The sequence below is a fragment of the uncultured Neptuniibacter sp. genome (genome assembly GCF_947498015.1).
GTDB lineage: Bacteria > Pseudomonadota > Gammaproteobacteria > Pseudomonadales > Balneatricaceae > Neptuniibacter.
The window spans coordinates 108,197-124,990 of the sequence record NZ_CANMIR010000006.1; the positions used below are offsets into that span (position 1 = coordinate 108,197).

Annotated in this window: 15 protein-coding genes; 2 read left to right on the forward strand and 13 right to left on the reverse strand. The window is 48.4% G+C overall.

All coding sequences use genetic code 11. The features are described from left to right. Positions 1-2: 2 nt before the first annotated feature. Positions 3-275 carry a monovalent cation/H+ antiporter complex subunit F gene (locus tag Q0882_RS09610; RefSeq protein WP_299180771.1) on the reverse strand — a complete coding sequence of 91 codons (273 nt, stop codon included), beginning with the start codon at positions 273-275 and terminating at the stop codon, positions 3-5. Between the two features lie 2 nt (positions 276-277). Next, complete coding sequence (locus Q0882_RS09615; RefSeq protein ID WP_299180774.1) at positions 278-748, reverse strand: Na+/H+ antiporter subunit E; 471 nt, start codon at positions 746-748, stop codon at positions 278-280. Between the two features lie 177 nt (positions 749-925). On the opposite strand from Q0882_RS09615, the gene Q0882_RS09620 reads away from it, so the two are divergent. After that, positions 926-1,480 carry a hypothetical protein gene (locus Q0882_RS09620; RefSeq protein ID WP_299180777.1) on the forward strand — a complete coding sequence of 185 codons (555 nt, stop codon included), beginning with the start codon at positions 926-928 and terminating at the stop codon, positions 1,478-1,480. A gap of 30 nt (positions 1,481-1,510) precedes the next feature. On the opposite strand, the gene Q0882_RS09625 is transcribed toward Q0882_RS09620, so the two are convergent. The 9 genes from Q0882_RS09625 to gcvA all read right to left on the reverse strand — a co-directional run bounded on the left by Q0882_RS09625 (position 1,511) and on the right by gcvA (position 15,100). Further along, complete coding sequence (locus tag Q0882_RS09625; RefSeq protein WP_299180780.1) at positions 1,511-2,566, reverse strand: DUF3549 family protein; 1,056 nt, start codon at positions 2,564-2,566, stop codon at positions 1,511-1,513. A 75-nt stretch (positions 2,567-2,641) separates the two neighbouring features. Next, positions 2,642-3,820 carry a GGDEF domain-containing protein gene (locus Q0882_RS09630; RefSeq protein ID WP_366915925.1) on the reverse strand — a complete coding sequence of 393 codons (1,179 nt, stop codon included), beginning with the start codon at positions 3,818-3,820 and terminating at the stop codon, positions 2,642-2,644. Between the two features lie 224 nt (positions 3,821-4,044). Beyond that, a complete protein-coding gene (locus Q0882_RS09635; protein ID WP_299180784.1) occupies positions 4,045-4,281 on the reverse strand; it encodes a hypothetical protein in 237 nt (78 codons plus the stop codon). Continuing rightward, complete coding sequence (locus Q0882_RS09640) at positions 4,278-7,421, reverse strand: efflux RND transporter permease subunit (protein WP_299180787.1); 3,144 nt, start codon at positions 7,419-7,421, stop codon at positions 4,278-4,280. Before Q0882_RS09640 ends, Q0882_RS09635 begins: the two co-directional genes overlap by 4 nt. 3 nt (positions 7,422-7,424) lie before the next feature. After that, on the reverse strand, positions 7,425-8,513 hold the full coding sequence (locus tag Q0882_RS09645; protein WP_299180790.1) for an efflux RND transporter periplasmic adaptor subunit: 1,089 nt from the start codon (positions 8,511-8,513) through the stop codon (positions 7,425-7,427). A 67-nt stretch (positions 8,514-8,580) separates the two neighbouring features. Next, positions 8,581-9,864: a TolC family outer membrane protein gene (locus Q0882_RS09650; protein ID WP_299180793.1), complete on the reverse strand. Its 1,284-nt coding sequence runs from the start codon at positions 9,862-9,864 to the stop codon at positions 8,581-8,583. 13 nt (positions 9,865-9,877) lie between these two features. Further along, positions 9,878-12,928: an efflux RND transporter permease subunit gene (locus Q0882_RS09655; protein WP_299180796.1), complete on the reverse strand. Its 3,051-nt coding sequence runs from the start codon at positions 12,926-12,928 to the stop codon at positions 9,878-9,880. A 2-nt stretch (positions 12,929-12,930) separates the two neighbouring features. Beyond that, complete coding sequence (locus Q0882_RS09660) at positions 12,931-13,992, reverse strand: efflux RND transporter periplasmic adaptor subunit (RefSeq protein ID WP_299180799.1); 1,062 nt, start codon at positions 13,990-13,992, stop codon at positions 12,931-12,933. Between the two features lie 184 nt (positions 13,993-14,176). Continuing rightward, positions 14,177-15,100, reverse strand: a complete 924-nt coding sequence (gene gcvA, locus Q0882_RS09665; protein ID WP_299181089.1) for a transcriptional regulator GcvA — start codon at positions 15,098-15,100, stop codon at positions 14,177-14,179. A gap of 234 nt (positions 15,101-15,334) precedes the next feature. On the opposite strand from gcvA, the gene Q0882_RS09670 reads away from it, so the two are divergent. Next, positions 15,335-15,529: an RSP_7527 family protein gene (locus Q0882_RS09670; protein ID WP_299180802.1), complete on the forward strand. Its 195-nt coding sequence runs from the start codon at positions 15,335-15,337 to the stop codon at positions 15,527-15,529. 81 nt (positions 15,530-15,610) lie between these two features. Here the strand turns inward: Q0882_RS09670 and Q0882_RS09675 are convergent, their stop codons facing one another. After that, the gene (locus Q0882_RS09675) at positions 15,611-16,057 is read right to left on the reverse strand and encodes a DUF4442 domain-containing protein (RefSeq protein ID WP_299180804.1); all 447 of its coding nucleotides are present in this window, start codon (positions 16,055-16,057) and stop codon (positions 15,611-15,613) included. A 121-nt stretch (positions 16,058-16,178) separates the two neighbouring features. Continuing rightward, positions 16,179-16,685: a disulfide bond formation protein B gene (locus Q0882_RS09680; RefSeq protein WP_299180807.1), complete on the reverse strand. Its 507-nt coding sequence runs from the start codon at positions 16,683-16,685 to the stop codon at positions 16,179-16,181. Positions 16,686-16,794 lie beyond the last annotated feature (109 nt).

Sequence of the window (16,794 nt, forward strand, 5' to 3'; positions counted from 1 at the left end):
GGTTACTCCCCTGAGAGGTCGCTACTGGATTTCTGATATTCAAAAAAACGCATCACTGCGATGGTGCTGATAAAATTGATGAGGGCGTAGAGGAGAGCGATATCTGCAAAACCCGACCAGTTTAGTGCATAACCACCAACGGCGATGAGAAGGACCGCTTTAGTGCCTACCATATTCGCCGCAAGCATACGGTCATAGGCAGTAGGTCCTTTACAGGCCCGGATCAGCGCAAGGCCCATCGTCATGAGAATGGCGATTATTGCAACAAAGATCATGATCAGATTCTCAGTTTCAAAATACGTTCTTCCATCTCACCGCGACGTAATTCATCCATGTTTTCAGGTGTCAGGGTGTGAATCAGGAAGTGATCATCCTGAATATCAGTTGTTAGAGTACCTGGTGTCAGGGTAATTGAGTTGGCGTAGATTGTTTTCTCTCCCGGGGTGGTCACTTTAATATCGAGGCGCTCCCAAACTGGATCAATGGGTAGTTTGGGATCCCATATTCTCCGGGCTACATCCATATTGGCTTTTAGGAGGCTCCAGCAGAGCCAAAGGGCATAGCTGAGAATACCTGGGGTGATTTTCAGTAGGGCCGGTTCGGAATCTATTCGGTCCATACGCTGTTGCAGGCTGATGACTAACAGAGAAGAGAGAGCTCCCAGTATGAGGAACAGGGGTGAAAGGTGTCCAGACAGCATCAACCAGAAGCTGTAAAGCACAGGTAGAAGAATAAGGTAATGCAACATAACGTCCCCTTCCCAAACAGTGCCTGCGATCAGACCGCGCATTTTTAAGGTACCATCGAAGTTCTGATCTGCAGTATGTTGATCTTAACTATGTTGTTCATTGCCAATGAATGATTTGTATCACAGTTCAGTATAGCTATAAAAATTTCAGCTGTTGTAGTGTTGGCCGATAGCACTATGATATTAAAGAAAAAATTGGAGATCAGGCTTATCGCCAGAGTTATTCACCCCTATATCATAGATTTGGAAGCGTCTGGGTTTGGTCCGGACAGTTATCCGATCGAGGTTGGGGTCGTCATGGAAGAGGGGCAGCGTTTCTGCCGATTGATAAAGCCAAAAGGGGATTGGACACACTGGTCCCAGGAGGCTGAAGCCTATCACAAGATACCCAGAGAGAATCTGCTGGCATACGGACATGAGGCTGAGACGGTGGCTGAAGAGCTAAACCGCCTGCTCTACAATCAAACCGTTTACAGCGATGGCTGGGTCGTCGATCAGAGCTGGATCATTAAGCTGTTCTATCGTGCGGGTTTGCCCATGCAGTTTCGTATAAGCCCGTTAGAGATGATTCTTCAGGAATCTCAGATGGCGATCTGGCACGATGTTAAGGATCAGATTCAGGCAGAGCTGGATGTTGAGCGCCATCGGGCCAGTAATGATGCGATGATCATTCAGCAAACCTATAAAAGAACGTTGGCTATCGTGTCATCTGATTCGGCGTTGGCGCTTTAATAAACCTGCTACACGCTGGTGGTATGGCGTTTATTTAAAACCCTGTCCAAACATCTCTCCGATCGCCTGCGAGAGAGCTTCACTGCGTTCTTCATTTCGAAACTGCATAAGGATGAGAGCACGCAGGGCTGGCATGAACATCAGATCTGACAAGATTCGTGAAAATCCAGCCTGACCGGTTTTCCCGATTGCCAGTTTTTCCAGAAAAATTTGCAGGGTTGCTGGGTCCTGAAGGCTTTCATTACAGCGGGTTGCAACGGCTACGATCACTTCAGCCTCAAGAGCATAATCGCTCTGGAGAATCTTATTAATCAACGCTTGCTTTCGTGGAGTGTTCCGACCATTGGAGAGTCCGCGGGTGATTGCAGCGATCTGGTTGGCTGTCGCAGTATTTCGCTCCAGTGTTTGTTCAGCTCTGAGGCAGAGAGCTTCATATATCGTATGATCATGCTCAATACTTTCAAGGCAGGTGCAAAGTACTTCAAAAGGCGCATCGGGCAACAGAGGGATCGCCTTAGCAATGATTTTGCTATTACTTCCCTTTTCATGTCGGACGACCAGATCTGCGATCCCCTGATAACCCAGAGATTGCCACTGGTCAAAACCGATCTGTCCGGCAAAATATTGCTGAGCGTGTTCAAAGTACTGAGAAGCCGGTTGACCGGAAGCGAGGGTTGAATACGCATGGAAGAGCGCCATCTTTTCCTGATCAGGTTTAAATGAGAACGGATTATCTTTCAATGCATCCTCAGGCATCTCACCGGTCTCTTCATGCTGTAAAATACCCCCTGCATTCTTAAGCAGCCGACTCAACAGGTCATCCCTCACCGCCTGAATCAGAAAACCCTGCTCATCAAGCGGCAGTTTTAGGAACCATGCTACCCCCTGTGCTTTATGCTTTGGGTTCCATAGCATTAACGCAACCCAGGCATGCTGCAGATAAGGGTAAGGGTAGGGTATTTGTTGATTTTCAATCTTCTCAAACTGTTCAGAGTTCAGCTTCTGAACCCGACGTCCCATATCAAAAAAACGGATCTGGCCGCCACTCTGGCGTAGAAGTTGAGTTAAAGAAGAGATATCTGACATGATGCGCACCTTAAGGACCGGGTGCGCAATTCTACCAGCTCTGTAGTTGGGAGCAATAATACCTCTGAGGGAGGGTTAAAGTAGGCAGAACTGATTCTTGCCGGAGCGCTTTGCCTGATACATCGCCTGATCTGCCATTGCGATGGTTTCTTCGACGCTGAGGGAATCATCGGCGTAGATATATATGCCGATACTGACTGATAGTGAAAGAGTGTGCTCTTTCAGAGTGATGCCGTGTTCTATGGCGTTACTTATCTTCTGGGCAACGCAGGTCGCTTGCTCTGATGTTTCGGCATCGGGTAAAACCAGTAAAAATTCATCTCCTCCAAGCCTGCCTAAAATATCGGAGCCTCGTAGACAGGATTTAATGCGCTGAGATATGATTTTGAGGCATTGATCTCCAATACTATGGCCAAAGCTGTCATTGATGGGTTTGAAATTATCCAGGTCAATAAACATGATCGCTACGTTGTGACCATTTCGCTTTGCGGCTGCCAGCACTATCTCGAGTTGTTGGGTCATAAACATCCGGTTAGGCAGCCCCGTGAGTACGTCATGACAAGCGAGATGGTTTAATTCCTGGTTCGCCACTTTTAGCATGTTTGCCTGGTTCATATTGTTACGAATCACATAAAAAGCAAATACAAAACCGCCCAAAAGGGTAAGGAGTGTAACAATGATGAGCTGCTGAAGAAGAGTGGCATTTTCTAAGGTGCTGGATGTTCTGGCGGACTCATTTTGGGTTTGTTGTATTGCGATCAGTTGATCCAGAAGTTCGGCAACTACAGTCTGTTCTGTAATCACCTGATTAAGCTGTTGGGTGTGGTTTACCGATCTATCTTCCATCAAAAGATCTGCAAACTGTCTTAAAATGGGGGCTCTTGCGGTGGTTTCTGAATCCAGCAACTCAAGTAGCTTCTGCTCATTGTCAGTGAGGTCTGAGTTGATCAGTGCTAATCGAGCCTTTTGATAATTACTCCCCTCCTCATAGAACAGTTCAAACAGAGAATCACGTTCGAAGGGGTCATCGAGCAGTGTCATCTGCCATAAGAGAATAGCCCTCTCCCGGACCGATACCCTCATAGACATTACGGCCCTAAGCTGAAGATCGTTTTGTTCGGTGCGCTGCGTAAACTGTTGTTGTATCTCTTTGTATTGCCTGAAGGAGAAAAACGATGTGGCAACAAATACTATCAGAAGTAGGCTAAAGCCAATGAGGTATGGGGATACCTTAAATGGAGGGCTTTTATGCATATAGTTGAATTTTCCATAATTCGTAGCTTTCAGCTCAGTTTAGTTGATTACACATTGTTATCCACATTAAAAGTATTTGAATTAAAAAAGTTGAAGCAATCTTGTTAAGAGACACAGAGTAGGGGACTTTAGCGCCAGGCTAAACTCCCTATGTCTGAATCACTTTGAGATAGAAGATGGACTGAGTGAATGTTTCCCCTGACTATCATCGTAGATTGAAACGATTACTGACAAGTACCCTCTGTCGCGCCAACGACAACTGGATCAGCACAAGCTGAGCAAAGATTGGAATAGGTTTCGGGTGCTGCTTTCTCTTTGTAGCCGCACGCTGGCCTGTAATCCATAGTGCAGATCTGAGGGCGAGGGCTGTCACATATTGTCGCATCTAAGGGGAGCATCGGGGTGCTTTTACACCCCGTCATCAGAAAGAGCGAAACGCATATCGCTGTGAGTGCTCTCATCCCTTTTCACCTGTTACCTGACTCTCATCCGAGGGTTTGGGGCCGCCTTTCACTTTTTCACGCAGGGATTGCATTGCAACGAACAGGGCTGGGATAAAGAAGATGCCAACAACGGTCGCTAGCAGCATCCCCCCAAGGACAACAAAACCGATTGATATACGACTGGCCGCCCCAGCGCCGGAAGCAGTGACCAGAGGCAATACACCCAGAATGAAGGAGAATGCGGTCATCATAACCGCACGGTAACGTAGGCTGGCTGCTTCATTGGCAGCATCAATAATTGAGTAGCCCTCTTCACGAAGCTGCTTGGCAAACTCAACAATCAGGATGGCGGACTTACTCGCGAGCCCGATTAGCATCACGATTCCTATCTGGGCATAGAGGTTATTTGTCAGCCCTGGAATCAGCCATAGTGGCAGGATGGCACCCAGAAGCGCGACCGTCACGGAGAGCATCACTGCGAGGGGGATTGTCCAGCTTTCATACTGCGCAACCAGGAAAAGATAAGCGAACAGAACGGCCAGTGACATGATAATAATGACATAGCCACCTGCCTCCTGTTCCTGCTGCGTAGTACCGGTCCATTCTAGAATATAACCATCTGGCAGAGTGTCTCGTGCCAGTTGTTCCATCTGCTCTATGCCTGCCCCAGTGGCTGTTCCAGGGTTGAGCATTGCGGTGATTGACGCTGAACGTGACTGGTTAAAGCGGGTTAGAGTTTGTGGCCCCAAGACCGGTTTTACCTCAATCAGAGCACTGATCGGGATAAGGTGTCCCCTGTTGCTCATCACGTTAAGGTCATTCAGGTCGTCAACATTATCCCGGAACTGGGAATCTGCCTGGAGCATCACCCGGTAATTGCGCCCGAAGATATTAAAGTCATTGACGTACTGGGTACCCAGTTGAGATTGCAGCGTGCCGAACAGGTCACTTATAGCGACCCCTAAAGCCATCGCTTTATCTCGATCGACAATGAGTTCAAGCTGCGGCACATTTGCGGAATAGGTGGAGTAGACCCGGCTGAACTCCGCCTGCTGGTTCGCCGCAAAGATCAGCGCATTGGTGGCACGTGCGAGATCCTGAGGGGAGCCATTTTTCAGATCAAGAAGATTGGCTTCCAGACCGGCGGCATTTCCCAATCCTGGGATAGGAGGCGTTGGGAACGCCATGATGTTCGCACCGGGAATCGTTGCCAACTTTTCATTAACCTGACGCAGAATTTTATACCAGGCCAGATCCGGATCTGTACGTTCATCCCAGTGGTTCAATACGGGTATCGCTAGCGCTGCATTGGGTGCTGCACCACCTAAGATGCTAAATCCCTTAATACCAATGCGGTTCTCAACCCCCGGTTGTTCAGCCAATATCTGATCGATCTGCGCCACAATCTGATCGGTACGGTTTAATGAGGCGCCATCTGGAAGCTGCACATTGATAAAGAAAGCACCATTATCTTCATAGGGCAGAAAACCCGTTGGCGTTGTGGAAAACAGATGATAAACACCACCACCCATCGCGGCCAATAATCCCATGCTGAGCCACAGGCGCTTATTTAAAAAACTTACTTTGCTGACATAGCGCTTCCGCGTCCAGCCGATTAGCTGATCAAACTTACGGAATAATCCGGTGGGTTCTGTTGCTGGTTTAAGGAGTAGGGTACATAGCGCCGGTGAAAGGGTTAGGGCATTCAGGGATGAGAAACAAACAGCCACTGAGATAGTAACCGCGAATTCTGTGTAGAGCTTACCCGTGATGCCTGGCATGAATGCAACCGGTACAAACACCGCTAACAGGACAAGTGTTGTAGCGATAACCGGACCAATCACCTCCTTCATGGAGGCAGCTGTAGCGTCAGTTGCAGATAGACCCTCCTGCATATGACGTTTTACATTCTCCACAACGACGATCGCATCATCGACAACGATCCCGATTGCCAGAATCAGCGCGAACAGTGAGATTGTGTTGATGCTAAAACCAAGTACTGAGAGCACGGCAAACGTAGCAATCAATGAGACTGGGATTGTTGCAGAGGGGATCAGTGTTGCACGCCAGTCTGCCAGAAAAAGGAAGGTAACCAGTACGACAAGCCCAAATGTGATGAAGAGTGTCTCAATGACCTCCTTCAGGGACGCTTTAACCGACAATGTTGTGTCATAGAGGATGGCGTATTCCATATCATCAGGAAAACGAAGGCTCAGCCGTTCAAGTTCAGCATAAACCTGCTCAGCAACATCGAGGGCATTGGCTCCAGGGCTCTGGTAGATAGCTATTGTAGCGGCCTGATTACCATTCATAATCGAAGAGGCACTGTAGCTTTGGGAGCCAAGCTCTACCCGCGCAACATCGCGTAATCGGACAGAAGAACCACTCTCTCCGGTGCGGATAATAATATTTTCGAACTCTTCAACGCTTTCAAGGCGTCCTTTGGCTCTCAGGTTGTACTGAAACTGTTGTGTTTGAGTCAGAGGTGGCTGCCCGATAATCCCTACAGAGGCCTGGATGTTTTGCTGTTGAATCGCATTGCTGACATCCTTCGGGGTGATCTTCAGAGCTTTCAATCGGTCTGGATCAAGCCAGACACGCATACCATAGTCCATCGGACTAAACTGGGATGCTGATCCCACTCCATTGATACGGGCGAGTGCATCCTGCACGTAAAGGGTGGCGTAATTACTCAGGAACAGCTCGTCATAAGTGCCCTCAGTGGAGAAGAGGTTGATGATCAGGAGCATGTTGGTTGCTTGTTTTTTGGTAGTCACCCCTTGACGTACAACCTCTTGTGGCAGTGATGCCTCAGCCAGTGCAACTCTGTTTTGCACATTAATGGCAGCCTGATCTGGGTCTGTACCCACCGCAAAGGTGATATCAAGTGAGTAGCCACCATCATTGGTTGAGGTGGATGACATGTAGAGCATGTTATCCACACCATTCACTTGTGCCTCTATCGGTGTTGCAACGGCTTGCTCAACCACTTCAGCATTTGCACCAGGGTACTTTGCTTTTACCTGAACTTTGGGCGGTGTGATATCGGGGAATTGGGAGACGGGCAGACCCAAAATAGCTAAACCACCCGCAATCATCAGAACTATTGAGATAACCAGCGCAAACTTCGGCCTGTGGATAAAGAAGATGGAGAACATGTTTTACTCCTCTACCGCATTAACCTGAATGCCTGGTTTCACCTTTTGCAGACCCTCTGTGATGATAAGATCACCCTCTTCAAGCCCTTCAATCACACGCCACATCCCCTCAACTTGAGGACCCATCTCGACCCGTGTTACAGCGACTTTGTTCTCACTATCAATTTCCAGGACAAAATATCCTTCCCGGTCACGTTGTACCGCCGACTGTGGAATCTGAATCCCGGTTTCAGCTTGTTTGCGTTTGATCTCAACATGAACAAATTCGCCGGGTAGCAGCAGATAGTTGGGGTTGGGGAAGCTCGCACGAAGGGTAATCGTGTCAGTATTAGGATCCACTTCCGGTGAAATAAAATCGAAGCTTCCGGATTGTTCGTAGATACTGCCATCGGAAAGAATCAATCGAGGTGCGACAGGAGGGTTATCCAGATCGATCCCCTTACGGCGTGCGTCCAGCAACAACTTCTCACTGACAGCCATTTCAACATAAACTTCGTCTATCTTGACGACGGTCGCCAGAGTTCCGCTTTCCGGGCTTACCAGATCACCCACGGAAAAGTTAGCTTTACCGATACGCCCACTAAACGGAGAATGAACTTCTGTGTAACTCAAGTTCAGTTGCGCTTTTTGTAAGCCTGCTTCGGTCTTAAGTACTTGTGCTTTCGCCTGATCACGTTCGGCTACGGCCTGATCAAATTGGGCTTGAGAGATCGCTTTACGCTTTTTCAGCTGGCTATTTCGGTTGAGGTTAGCCTGTGCATTTTTGAGCCCGGCACGAGCTGATGCGAGATCCGCTTCAGCCTGTTTAACTGCAATTTCGTAGTTCTCTTTCTCAATCTTAAACAGAATCTGATCGGCCTGAATGTCTCTGCCTTCTGTAAAAAGGCGCTCCTCAAGGAAACCGGAGACACGGGTGAGAAGGTTGACACGTTCGGTGGCCTCGATTCGCCCAACAAGACGAAATGTCGGGGTCAGGTCAGAAGACTCTACCGTGTGAACCAATACTGCCGGAAGCGGTTTCTCATTAGCGTTGGAGAACATTGATGTGACCGTGAGAAAGGCCATCAGTGTAGTCAGATACAGGTGTTTCAAAATGTGCTCCTTCTAAATCAGGCTTATACAGTTCAACAGAATAAAAAAGGGAGATCTCCCTTATAGATCACTGTAACCAGCTATCCAGTTCCTGAATGTCTTCAGGATTAAGTGTTCCTAGTTGTTGTTTAAAAGCGATAAGGTTCTGTACAAAATTAAAACGTGCGTTGGCGTAGTCACGCTGTGCGGCATACAGTTGCTGTTCTGCCTGCAAAACGTCCACAACATTTCGTGTGCCGACTTTGTAACCCTCTTCAGTCGCTTCTAATGCTGTCTGGCTGGATTTAATACTCTGTTTGAGCGCCTGAACACTTAATGACCCGGTGCGTAGGTTACGTAACAGACTGCGTGTAGATTGAGTGATCTCACGTAGGGTATCTTCACGATTATATTGGTTCTCTATGAGTCGCTGTTCCAGCTCGCGTGATTTTGAACTGACAGCACCGCCGGAAAAGATAGGGACCGAGAGTGAGAGTCCGATTGAGGAGGTATCAGAGCTGTTATCACTGACTGCGGTGCCCTCATCATAATCGTAGTTTGCGGTGAGGCTGAGGGTAGGGTAGTGCCCCGCGTGACCCGCTTGTGCAGCCCGCCGGGCTGCTTCAGTACTGAGATCAGCCAGTTTAAGTGACAAGTTACCCTGCCAGGCTTTATCTACCCAGGGTTTGGCCTCAGCGGGTGAGGGTTCGGTTATTGGGTATTTATCTGAAAGCAAACTGATCGCGGTAAAGCTTTTTCCGGTTAAACGCTCCAATGCTTCATAACTATTGTCCAGTTCGCCTTCAGCAGTGATGCGTGCAACCCGTGCATTATCATAAGTAGCCTGGGCTTCCTGTACGTCGGTATTGGCGATCAAGCCAACTTCATATTGTGCATTGACCTGATCCAAGCGCCGTTTGATCGCCCGCTCCTGCGCCTGAAAGGTTTCAAGTTCGCTGGTGGCCTGTAGAACCCCCAGATAGGATTCTACGGTTCTGCGAATCAGGCTCTGCTGTTCCAGATCAAATCTGACGGCGGCCTGTTGTGAAAGGGCTTTCCCCTGTTTGAATGAGAACCAGGCTGCAGCGTTGAAAACAGGCTGGCTTAAGGCCAGTGTATAGCCGTGGTTGTTGAAGTCGCCATTGTCGGTGTCAAAAGCAGTGGTATTCGCGTTCAGGTTCAGGTTGGGGAGCAGTGATGCCCGGCTCTGCGCTTCAATCTCTTGGCCTGCATTAAATGAGGCTTCAGCCGCTTTAAGCTGAGGATCATTTGCCAGAGCAAGCTTGTAAATCTCAGATAGTTCACCCGCCTGTGCGGTGCTACTTATAGCGAATGATAGAAAAGAAACCTGGAAAAGCTGTTTTGCATTCATGAATTGAGCATCCTTAAACCTGTTCAGGTTGAACTTCCTTGAAAGTTCTTTTACCCAAGTAACTATAGACGGTTGGTATGACAACGAGGGTCAAAAATGTTCCGAATGTCATACCGCCAACAATGACCCAGCCGATCTGCTGGCGAGATTCAGCGCCAGCACCGAAAGCGATCGCCAAGGGGAGTGCACCCAGTACGGTTGCACCTGTTGTCATCAGGATTGGTCGAAGACGCAGGGAGGCCGCCTCGATAATTGCTGATCTCAGATCTCTGCCCTGATCCTGCAGCTGGTTGGCAAACTCGACGATCAGAATACCATGCTTGGTCACCAGCCCTACCAACGTGATTAAACCTATCTGACTGTACACACTCAGGCTTCCCCCGCTGTAATTGAGCGCAAACAGGGCTCCGAAGATCGCGGGAGGCACAGAGAGCATAATAATCAGTGGATTCTTGAAGCTTTCGAATTGGGCCGCCAGCACGAGAAACACAACAATCAGAGCCAGTGCAAAGGTAACCTGCATGCTACTGCTGGAGGTTTTAAACTCCCGCGATGGGCCCGAGTAGTCATAAGTAGCTTGCGGTGCGATCTCCTGCAGACTCTGTTCAAGATAGGTGAGGGCTTCACCCAAGCTGTAGTCCGGCGCAAGTTGAGTCTGAATCTTAACCGCTTTTACCTTATCGAAATGGTTGAGTTCACGAGGTGCGACTGATTCTTTGATCTCGACCAGGTTCGATAGCTGGACCATATTACCCTGCTGTGAACGGATATAGAGGTCCGTCAGGTCGCTGGGATCGCGGCGCTGCTGGTCATCAACTTTAACGATCACCTCGTACTGCTCACCATCACGCTTAAAACGGGTAACCTCTCTGCCCGCCATATAGGTTTCAAGAGTGCGGCCAAGCAACGCGACATCAACAGACATCTCTGAGAGTTTGTCGCGTTTGACGTCAATCTGTAGCTCCGGTTTATTCAGCTTGAGGTCGGAATCTGGTTGTGCAAAGCCCTTATTGGCATGGATCTTCTGCATCAACTGATCTGTGACCTGTTTCAGATCTTCATAGGAGCCGTTAGTTTTAACAATAAACTCAACCGGGCGGGAGATGAAACTCTGGCCTAACGAGGGCAAGTTGAGGGAGAAACTCATGATGCCGGGAATGCCCCCGTAGAGTTTGGGAGTCTGCTCGGCCGATATCGCTTGCTGTTTGCGATCTCGCTCCTCCCATCTATCGAGTCCCTGGAATACCATCGCATTGGTTTCAGATGGAAAGCCGACTACTGCAAAATAGCGATCGGTTTCTGGAGTTTGACTGATTGTCGCTTCGATCTGGCGGGTATAGCGGTCAATGTAGTCCACTGACGAACCGTCGGGCGCCAAGGCAAAGTTTAAAATAGTGCCCCTGTCTTCGTAGGGTGCTAGCTCTTGAGGAAGCTGGGTGTAGAAGTATGCGGCCCCACCAAAACTGAACAGCATAATAATCAGTGTCAGAACGCGGGAACTGAGTAACTTGTTGAGAAGGTTTTGATACCCTTGGGTGATGTTCTGAAGAAACCCTTCAATTAAGTTAAAGATCGCACTGTGGCGTGTCTCATGTTTTAGGAGTCGGGAAGACATCATCGGTGATAGGGTCAACGCAACAAAGGTGGAGACGACCACAGCACCAGCCAGCGTAAGAGCAAACTCAGTGAAAAGTTTTCCGGTTCGGCCTTCAGAAAACGCCACCGGTGCAAAAACTGCGACGAGAACAATGGTGGTTGCGAGTACAGCAAAGCCGATCTCTTTTGCACCTTTGAATGCAGCCTGGATAGGGGAGAGCCCCTCTTCAACATGGCGGTAGATATTTTCCAGCATCACAATAGCATCATCGACCACCAGTCCTATGGCGAGCACCAGAGCGAGCAGGGTTAACGTATTGATGCTGAAATCCATCCAGTACATCATCGCAAATGCACCCACCAACGATAGGGGAATCGTGACCACAGGTATCAGGGTCGCGCGGATGTTTCGGAGGAAGAAAAACAGAACCAGAACGACCAGAATGCCTGCCTGGATCAGTGTTTGATATACAGACTTAATGGATTCAGCGATAAAAATAGAGGAGTCGTAAGCGACCTCAACCTTCATTCCCTCAGGAAGGGTTGGGGAGATTTTATCAAGCGTCGCTTTAATGCCCGAGGATACATCGAGCGGGTTGGCGGTTGATTGCTTAACCACGCCGAGAGCGACAGCGCTTTCACCTTTATATCGGGTTAGTTTACGGACATTTTCCGGTGCGATCTCAACACGAGCGACATCCTGAATTCTAACCGGGTAGCCGTCATCATTACGAATAATCAGCTGCTTAAATGCGTCGATATCATTGACATCAGTTCGGGTCAGCAGGGTAAATTCACGCTCTTTACTTTCGATGCGTCCTGCCGGTATCTCAACATTCTGGGTTTTGAGGGTGTCTTCGATATCTTTAGGTATCACCTTGTACGCAGCCATTCGCGCAGGATCAAGCCAGATACGCATCGAATACTTGCGCTCACCAAAGATCAATACATTGGCAACACCAGAAACCGTCTGTAACTGATCCTTAACCTGTTGGTCGGCGACCTCGGTGACCTCCATAATATTATGGCGATCAGAATTAAAAGCGAGCCAGATAATCGGTTGCGCGTCAGCTTCGGTTTTAGCTACAACCGGTGGGTCAACATCGTCGGGGAGTTGCCCGATGACACGGCTGACACGGTCACGTACATCGGCTGCTGCGGAATCTGGGTCACGGTCGATTTTGAAGGTGATACTGATCTGTGATTTTTCGGTCCGGCTGATCGAATTCATAAAATCGATCCCTTCGATACCGGAAAGCGAATCTTCAATGATCTGAGTAACCTGCGTTTCAATAATTGATGCGCTGGCTCCGGGGTAGGTCGTTTCCACCGTGACTACTGGCAGATCGATCTTTGGGTATTCGCGTACCGTCAGGCGATCATAGGCAAGCAGGCCAATCAGTAAGACCAGAATGCTCATCACAGTCGCCAGCACCGGACGTTTGATGCTGATGTCGGACAATATCATGATTAGCCTCCCTGCTGATCAGACGGGGGGGGAGTCGATTGACTGCCATCAACATAGATGGGGGTTACAGGCATGCCGGGGAACAGTTTGATCTGGCCCGCTGTGATCAGGATCTCTCCCTGCGTTAATCCTTCAATGATCTGAACCACTCCGGGTCTGCGTTGGCCCAGGGTAACAGGGGACATAGCAACCTTACCCTCGACAACGGTCATTACAAAAAACATACCGTCTTTCGGAATGATAGCCTGCTCCGGGATGACAACACTGGTTTGCTGATCCACAAGAATATCGACCTGTGCAAAGAGCCCGGGACGTAGCTGGCCGTCATTATTTGGAATCCCTGCTCGGATCTCAATGTTATGAGCGTTTGTATCTGAACCGGGAGCCACTGCGATGATCTTCCCCATAATCGGTTCCCCTGGGAGTGCATCGACTTTGATGGCAAGCTCACGTCCAGGTTTTAGTTCAGAGAGATAGATCTCGGGTACCCGGAAATCGACCTTCAGTTGGCTGTAATCCGTGAGTTCAACGAGATTTGCACCCTGATTGACATAATCTCCCGGACTGACCAGGCGAAGTCCTGTGAAACCGGAGAAGGGGGCTTTAATCGTCATCTTATCGAGATGAGCCTGAGCCAGGGCTTCACGGGCCTGATCAACACGTAGTTGTGCCAGTGTGCTGTCTCGTTCCTGAGCAGAGCCCACACGTTTTTTTAATAGACTCCGAGCTCGATCGTAATCTGTTTGACTAAGTTTTACGCGTGCCTGAGCTTCTTTAAGTTCAGCTGTATAGATCGAACGATCCAGGGAGAAGAGTGCCTTTCCCGCGGTGACAAATTCACCCTCCTGGAAATGAATTTTTTCAATCCGGCCAGCCTGTTCTGGGCGCAGAATAATAGATTCATTCGCCCGCAGATTACCGACAGCTGAGATCTTTTTATCGAGCTGCTGAGTTTTGACCGTAATAACCTCAGCCGGGAGCCCTTGTGCGTGCGCAGAAAGTGTCCATAGCGATGATGTTAGCAGCAGTATTGCTGCTAGGTATCCATTTTTTACCGTTCGCATTTCTTGATCTCAGGATATGTTATTTAAGGACGCTATTGTAAACCTGTGGGTTTTACGAACAACGCTCTATTATGTAAAGATTTGCAACAATCTGTTCTGCTGGTTGATGATAGTTGCACTTTATTGAGTTTAAAGGGAACTCTCCAGCTGTTGGAGTTGACCCATCGCGCCAGAGAGGGATGAGTTACCCTGTGCTGGATTCCCCTCCATTCAGGTTACGCTGTTCTGTCTGCATCTCTTCCAGAATCCATTCCCGGAATGCCTGCATACTCTCAGTCAGGGCTCTGCCTTTCTGGTAGACCAGATAGAACGATTTGTGTGTGTCTAATGAGATATCCAGTGGGCAGATCAACTGACCATACTCCAATTCCCGTTCTGCCAGACCTCGGTCAGCCAGTGCTATACCCAGGCCCTCCATAGCAGCGCCCAATGCCAGAGATGTGCTGGAAAATGTCATGTTATGTGCTTGATCTGTACGTTTAACACCATTTTGTCTGAGTAGTGATTGCCACTCTTTATCACGTTTGGATACATGGATTAGCGTGTGCTTGAGCAGATCTTCGGCGGATTGAACAGCACTCTTACCCTCCAGTAGCTTTGGGCTGCAAACAGGTACTGAATGAACATTTCGTAGTAGATGGCAGTGCATATCAGGCCAGTTACCATCTCCATAGAAAACGGCCATATCCATATCGCTGTAGCGGAAGTCAATCTGCTTCATGGAGGCGGTCAGTCGTAACTCTACATCAGGGTTACGGCTCTGGAAGTGATTGATCCGAGGAACCAGCCAACGTGTGAGGAATGCGGGTGCGACACTGAGATTTACAACGCCAGTGTTGGGGGTTGTCATCAGTTTGCGAGTGGCTTCATCGATCTCATCTAACGCAGACTGGACTGATACCAGATAACGCTCGCCTGCAGAAGTCAGTTCAACTCTGCGCTTAATGCGTTCAAACAGGGTCATTCCGAGGAACTCTTCGAGCCCTTTGATCTGGTGACTGACTGCCGAAGGTGTGACGAAAAGCTCTTCCGCGGCTTTATTAAAACTTCCATGCCGTGCAGCGGCTTCAAAGCTTCGCAGCGAGTTCAGGGGGGGGAGCTTTCTGATAGCCCGGACTCCTTATGATTAGAAAAATTCACCTAACGAGTGAGAAACTGTCGTTTGAGTATATTGTGTTTAGACTTTAGTATACGCCATATCGTTAATCAACATTTGATTCAACTTCGTGTAATTACAGATAGTTAAGAGACTTTTTCTGTGATTGATCTTAATGAATCAAATTGTTCGAGTAGCGGGGCTTCATTTTTGTTTTTAGTTTTGTTGATTTAATTTGGTGTATATATGCAGGTAGAACAGGAAATTTCAGTACGTCTTAAACCATCAGGCGAAGTAGATACTGCTTACTACATTGCGCAAGCTAAGCAGCAGCGCGGCGAAGTTGTAGCAGCTAGTCTTAAAACCCTGTCTAAGGTGTTGAAGCGTCTGTTAAGTAGTTCCCGTTCAGACCGTCAGAGGGCGCCTGCATACACTTGTTAAACCTCTATTTAGTAACATCCTGTTTTTTGCCCGCTTTTATAGCGGGCTTTTTTATGCCTGTCTTAAAGTCGCAGCACGGCCTCATCTTTTTTTGATATAGAGTGTTTTCTTAACCGTGGCGATCAGATTTTTCTGGTCGTCATAAACAGGAATCACAAACGTGGGAAGGTACTTCTTGCCTGATGCGGTTTTATCGATGACCTCTTTGACCTGTGCTTTATCGAGGGTGATTTTGGCCGTGATTCTCTTATCTGTTGCTTTTATAAAGTTGATCTCAGCGGCTTTGTCCCAAATCCAGTAGCCCTTACCCAGTCTCTGCATCAGTAAAAGCATCAGGTGAGGATCTGTCATTGAATAGATGCTGCCACCAAAGTGTGTCCCAACAGCATTTTTGTTGTACCAGCGTACCTGCATAGCCACATCGATCTCTGACCAGTCACGGCTAATATGGCTGATATGGATACCCGCGCCGAGGTAGGGCGGGTAGATATTCAAAATAAATTTCAAAAAGCGGGGCGAAAGTTTCATCGTCATTGCACAGACTGTTGCTCATCTTAAGATCATGACCGGACCTGAAGAGTAAGTCATTGACAGATCTGTGCGGATTAATAACGAAAAAGCTCAGAGAGCCAGGCTCTCTGGGTGCAATTCATCGGGTGCGGAATTGAAGAATAAAGAGGGTTAGTGCGGTGAGGGAAAGTAGCAAGGAAAAAGCGATCAACCCTTCAGCCATCGTTATCTTGAGCAGGAGCTCAGGGGTATAGCCACAAGGCTCCCAGGGTTCGAACATATGAGGGATCCACTTATCCAGTGCAAACCATTCAGGCAGGCCGCTATCCATGCTGCAGCTGTCAATAATCCAGCCTCTTTCTACCGCTAGTGTCTGATATGAGCGTTCACTCAGACCAAGGCTACTGAGAAATACCAGTAAGTGACTCACGCGCCCCATCCCTTGGTGTTTTCTTGTTAATAGGCCGAGTGTGGCTACTAATACCAGAAACATCACCCAGATACGCACATGAATGCAGAGTACACAGGGGCCGTAGTCCAAACCATATTGATAGAAGAGGGCAATTCCTTCCATTAATAGACCAATAATTATCAGGCTCAGCCAATACCAGATTGACCGGCTGAAGCAACTGAATTTATCCAGCATCTTATTTTCTCTCCTGATGTGGTTTGGAATGTCTGATTAGAGGCAGTCCAGATGGTTCCGCAGGGATATTGTTTAAAGCAAAAAAAACCGAGTACTAAGACTCGGTTTA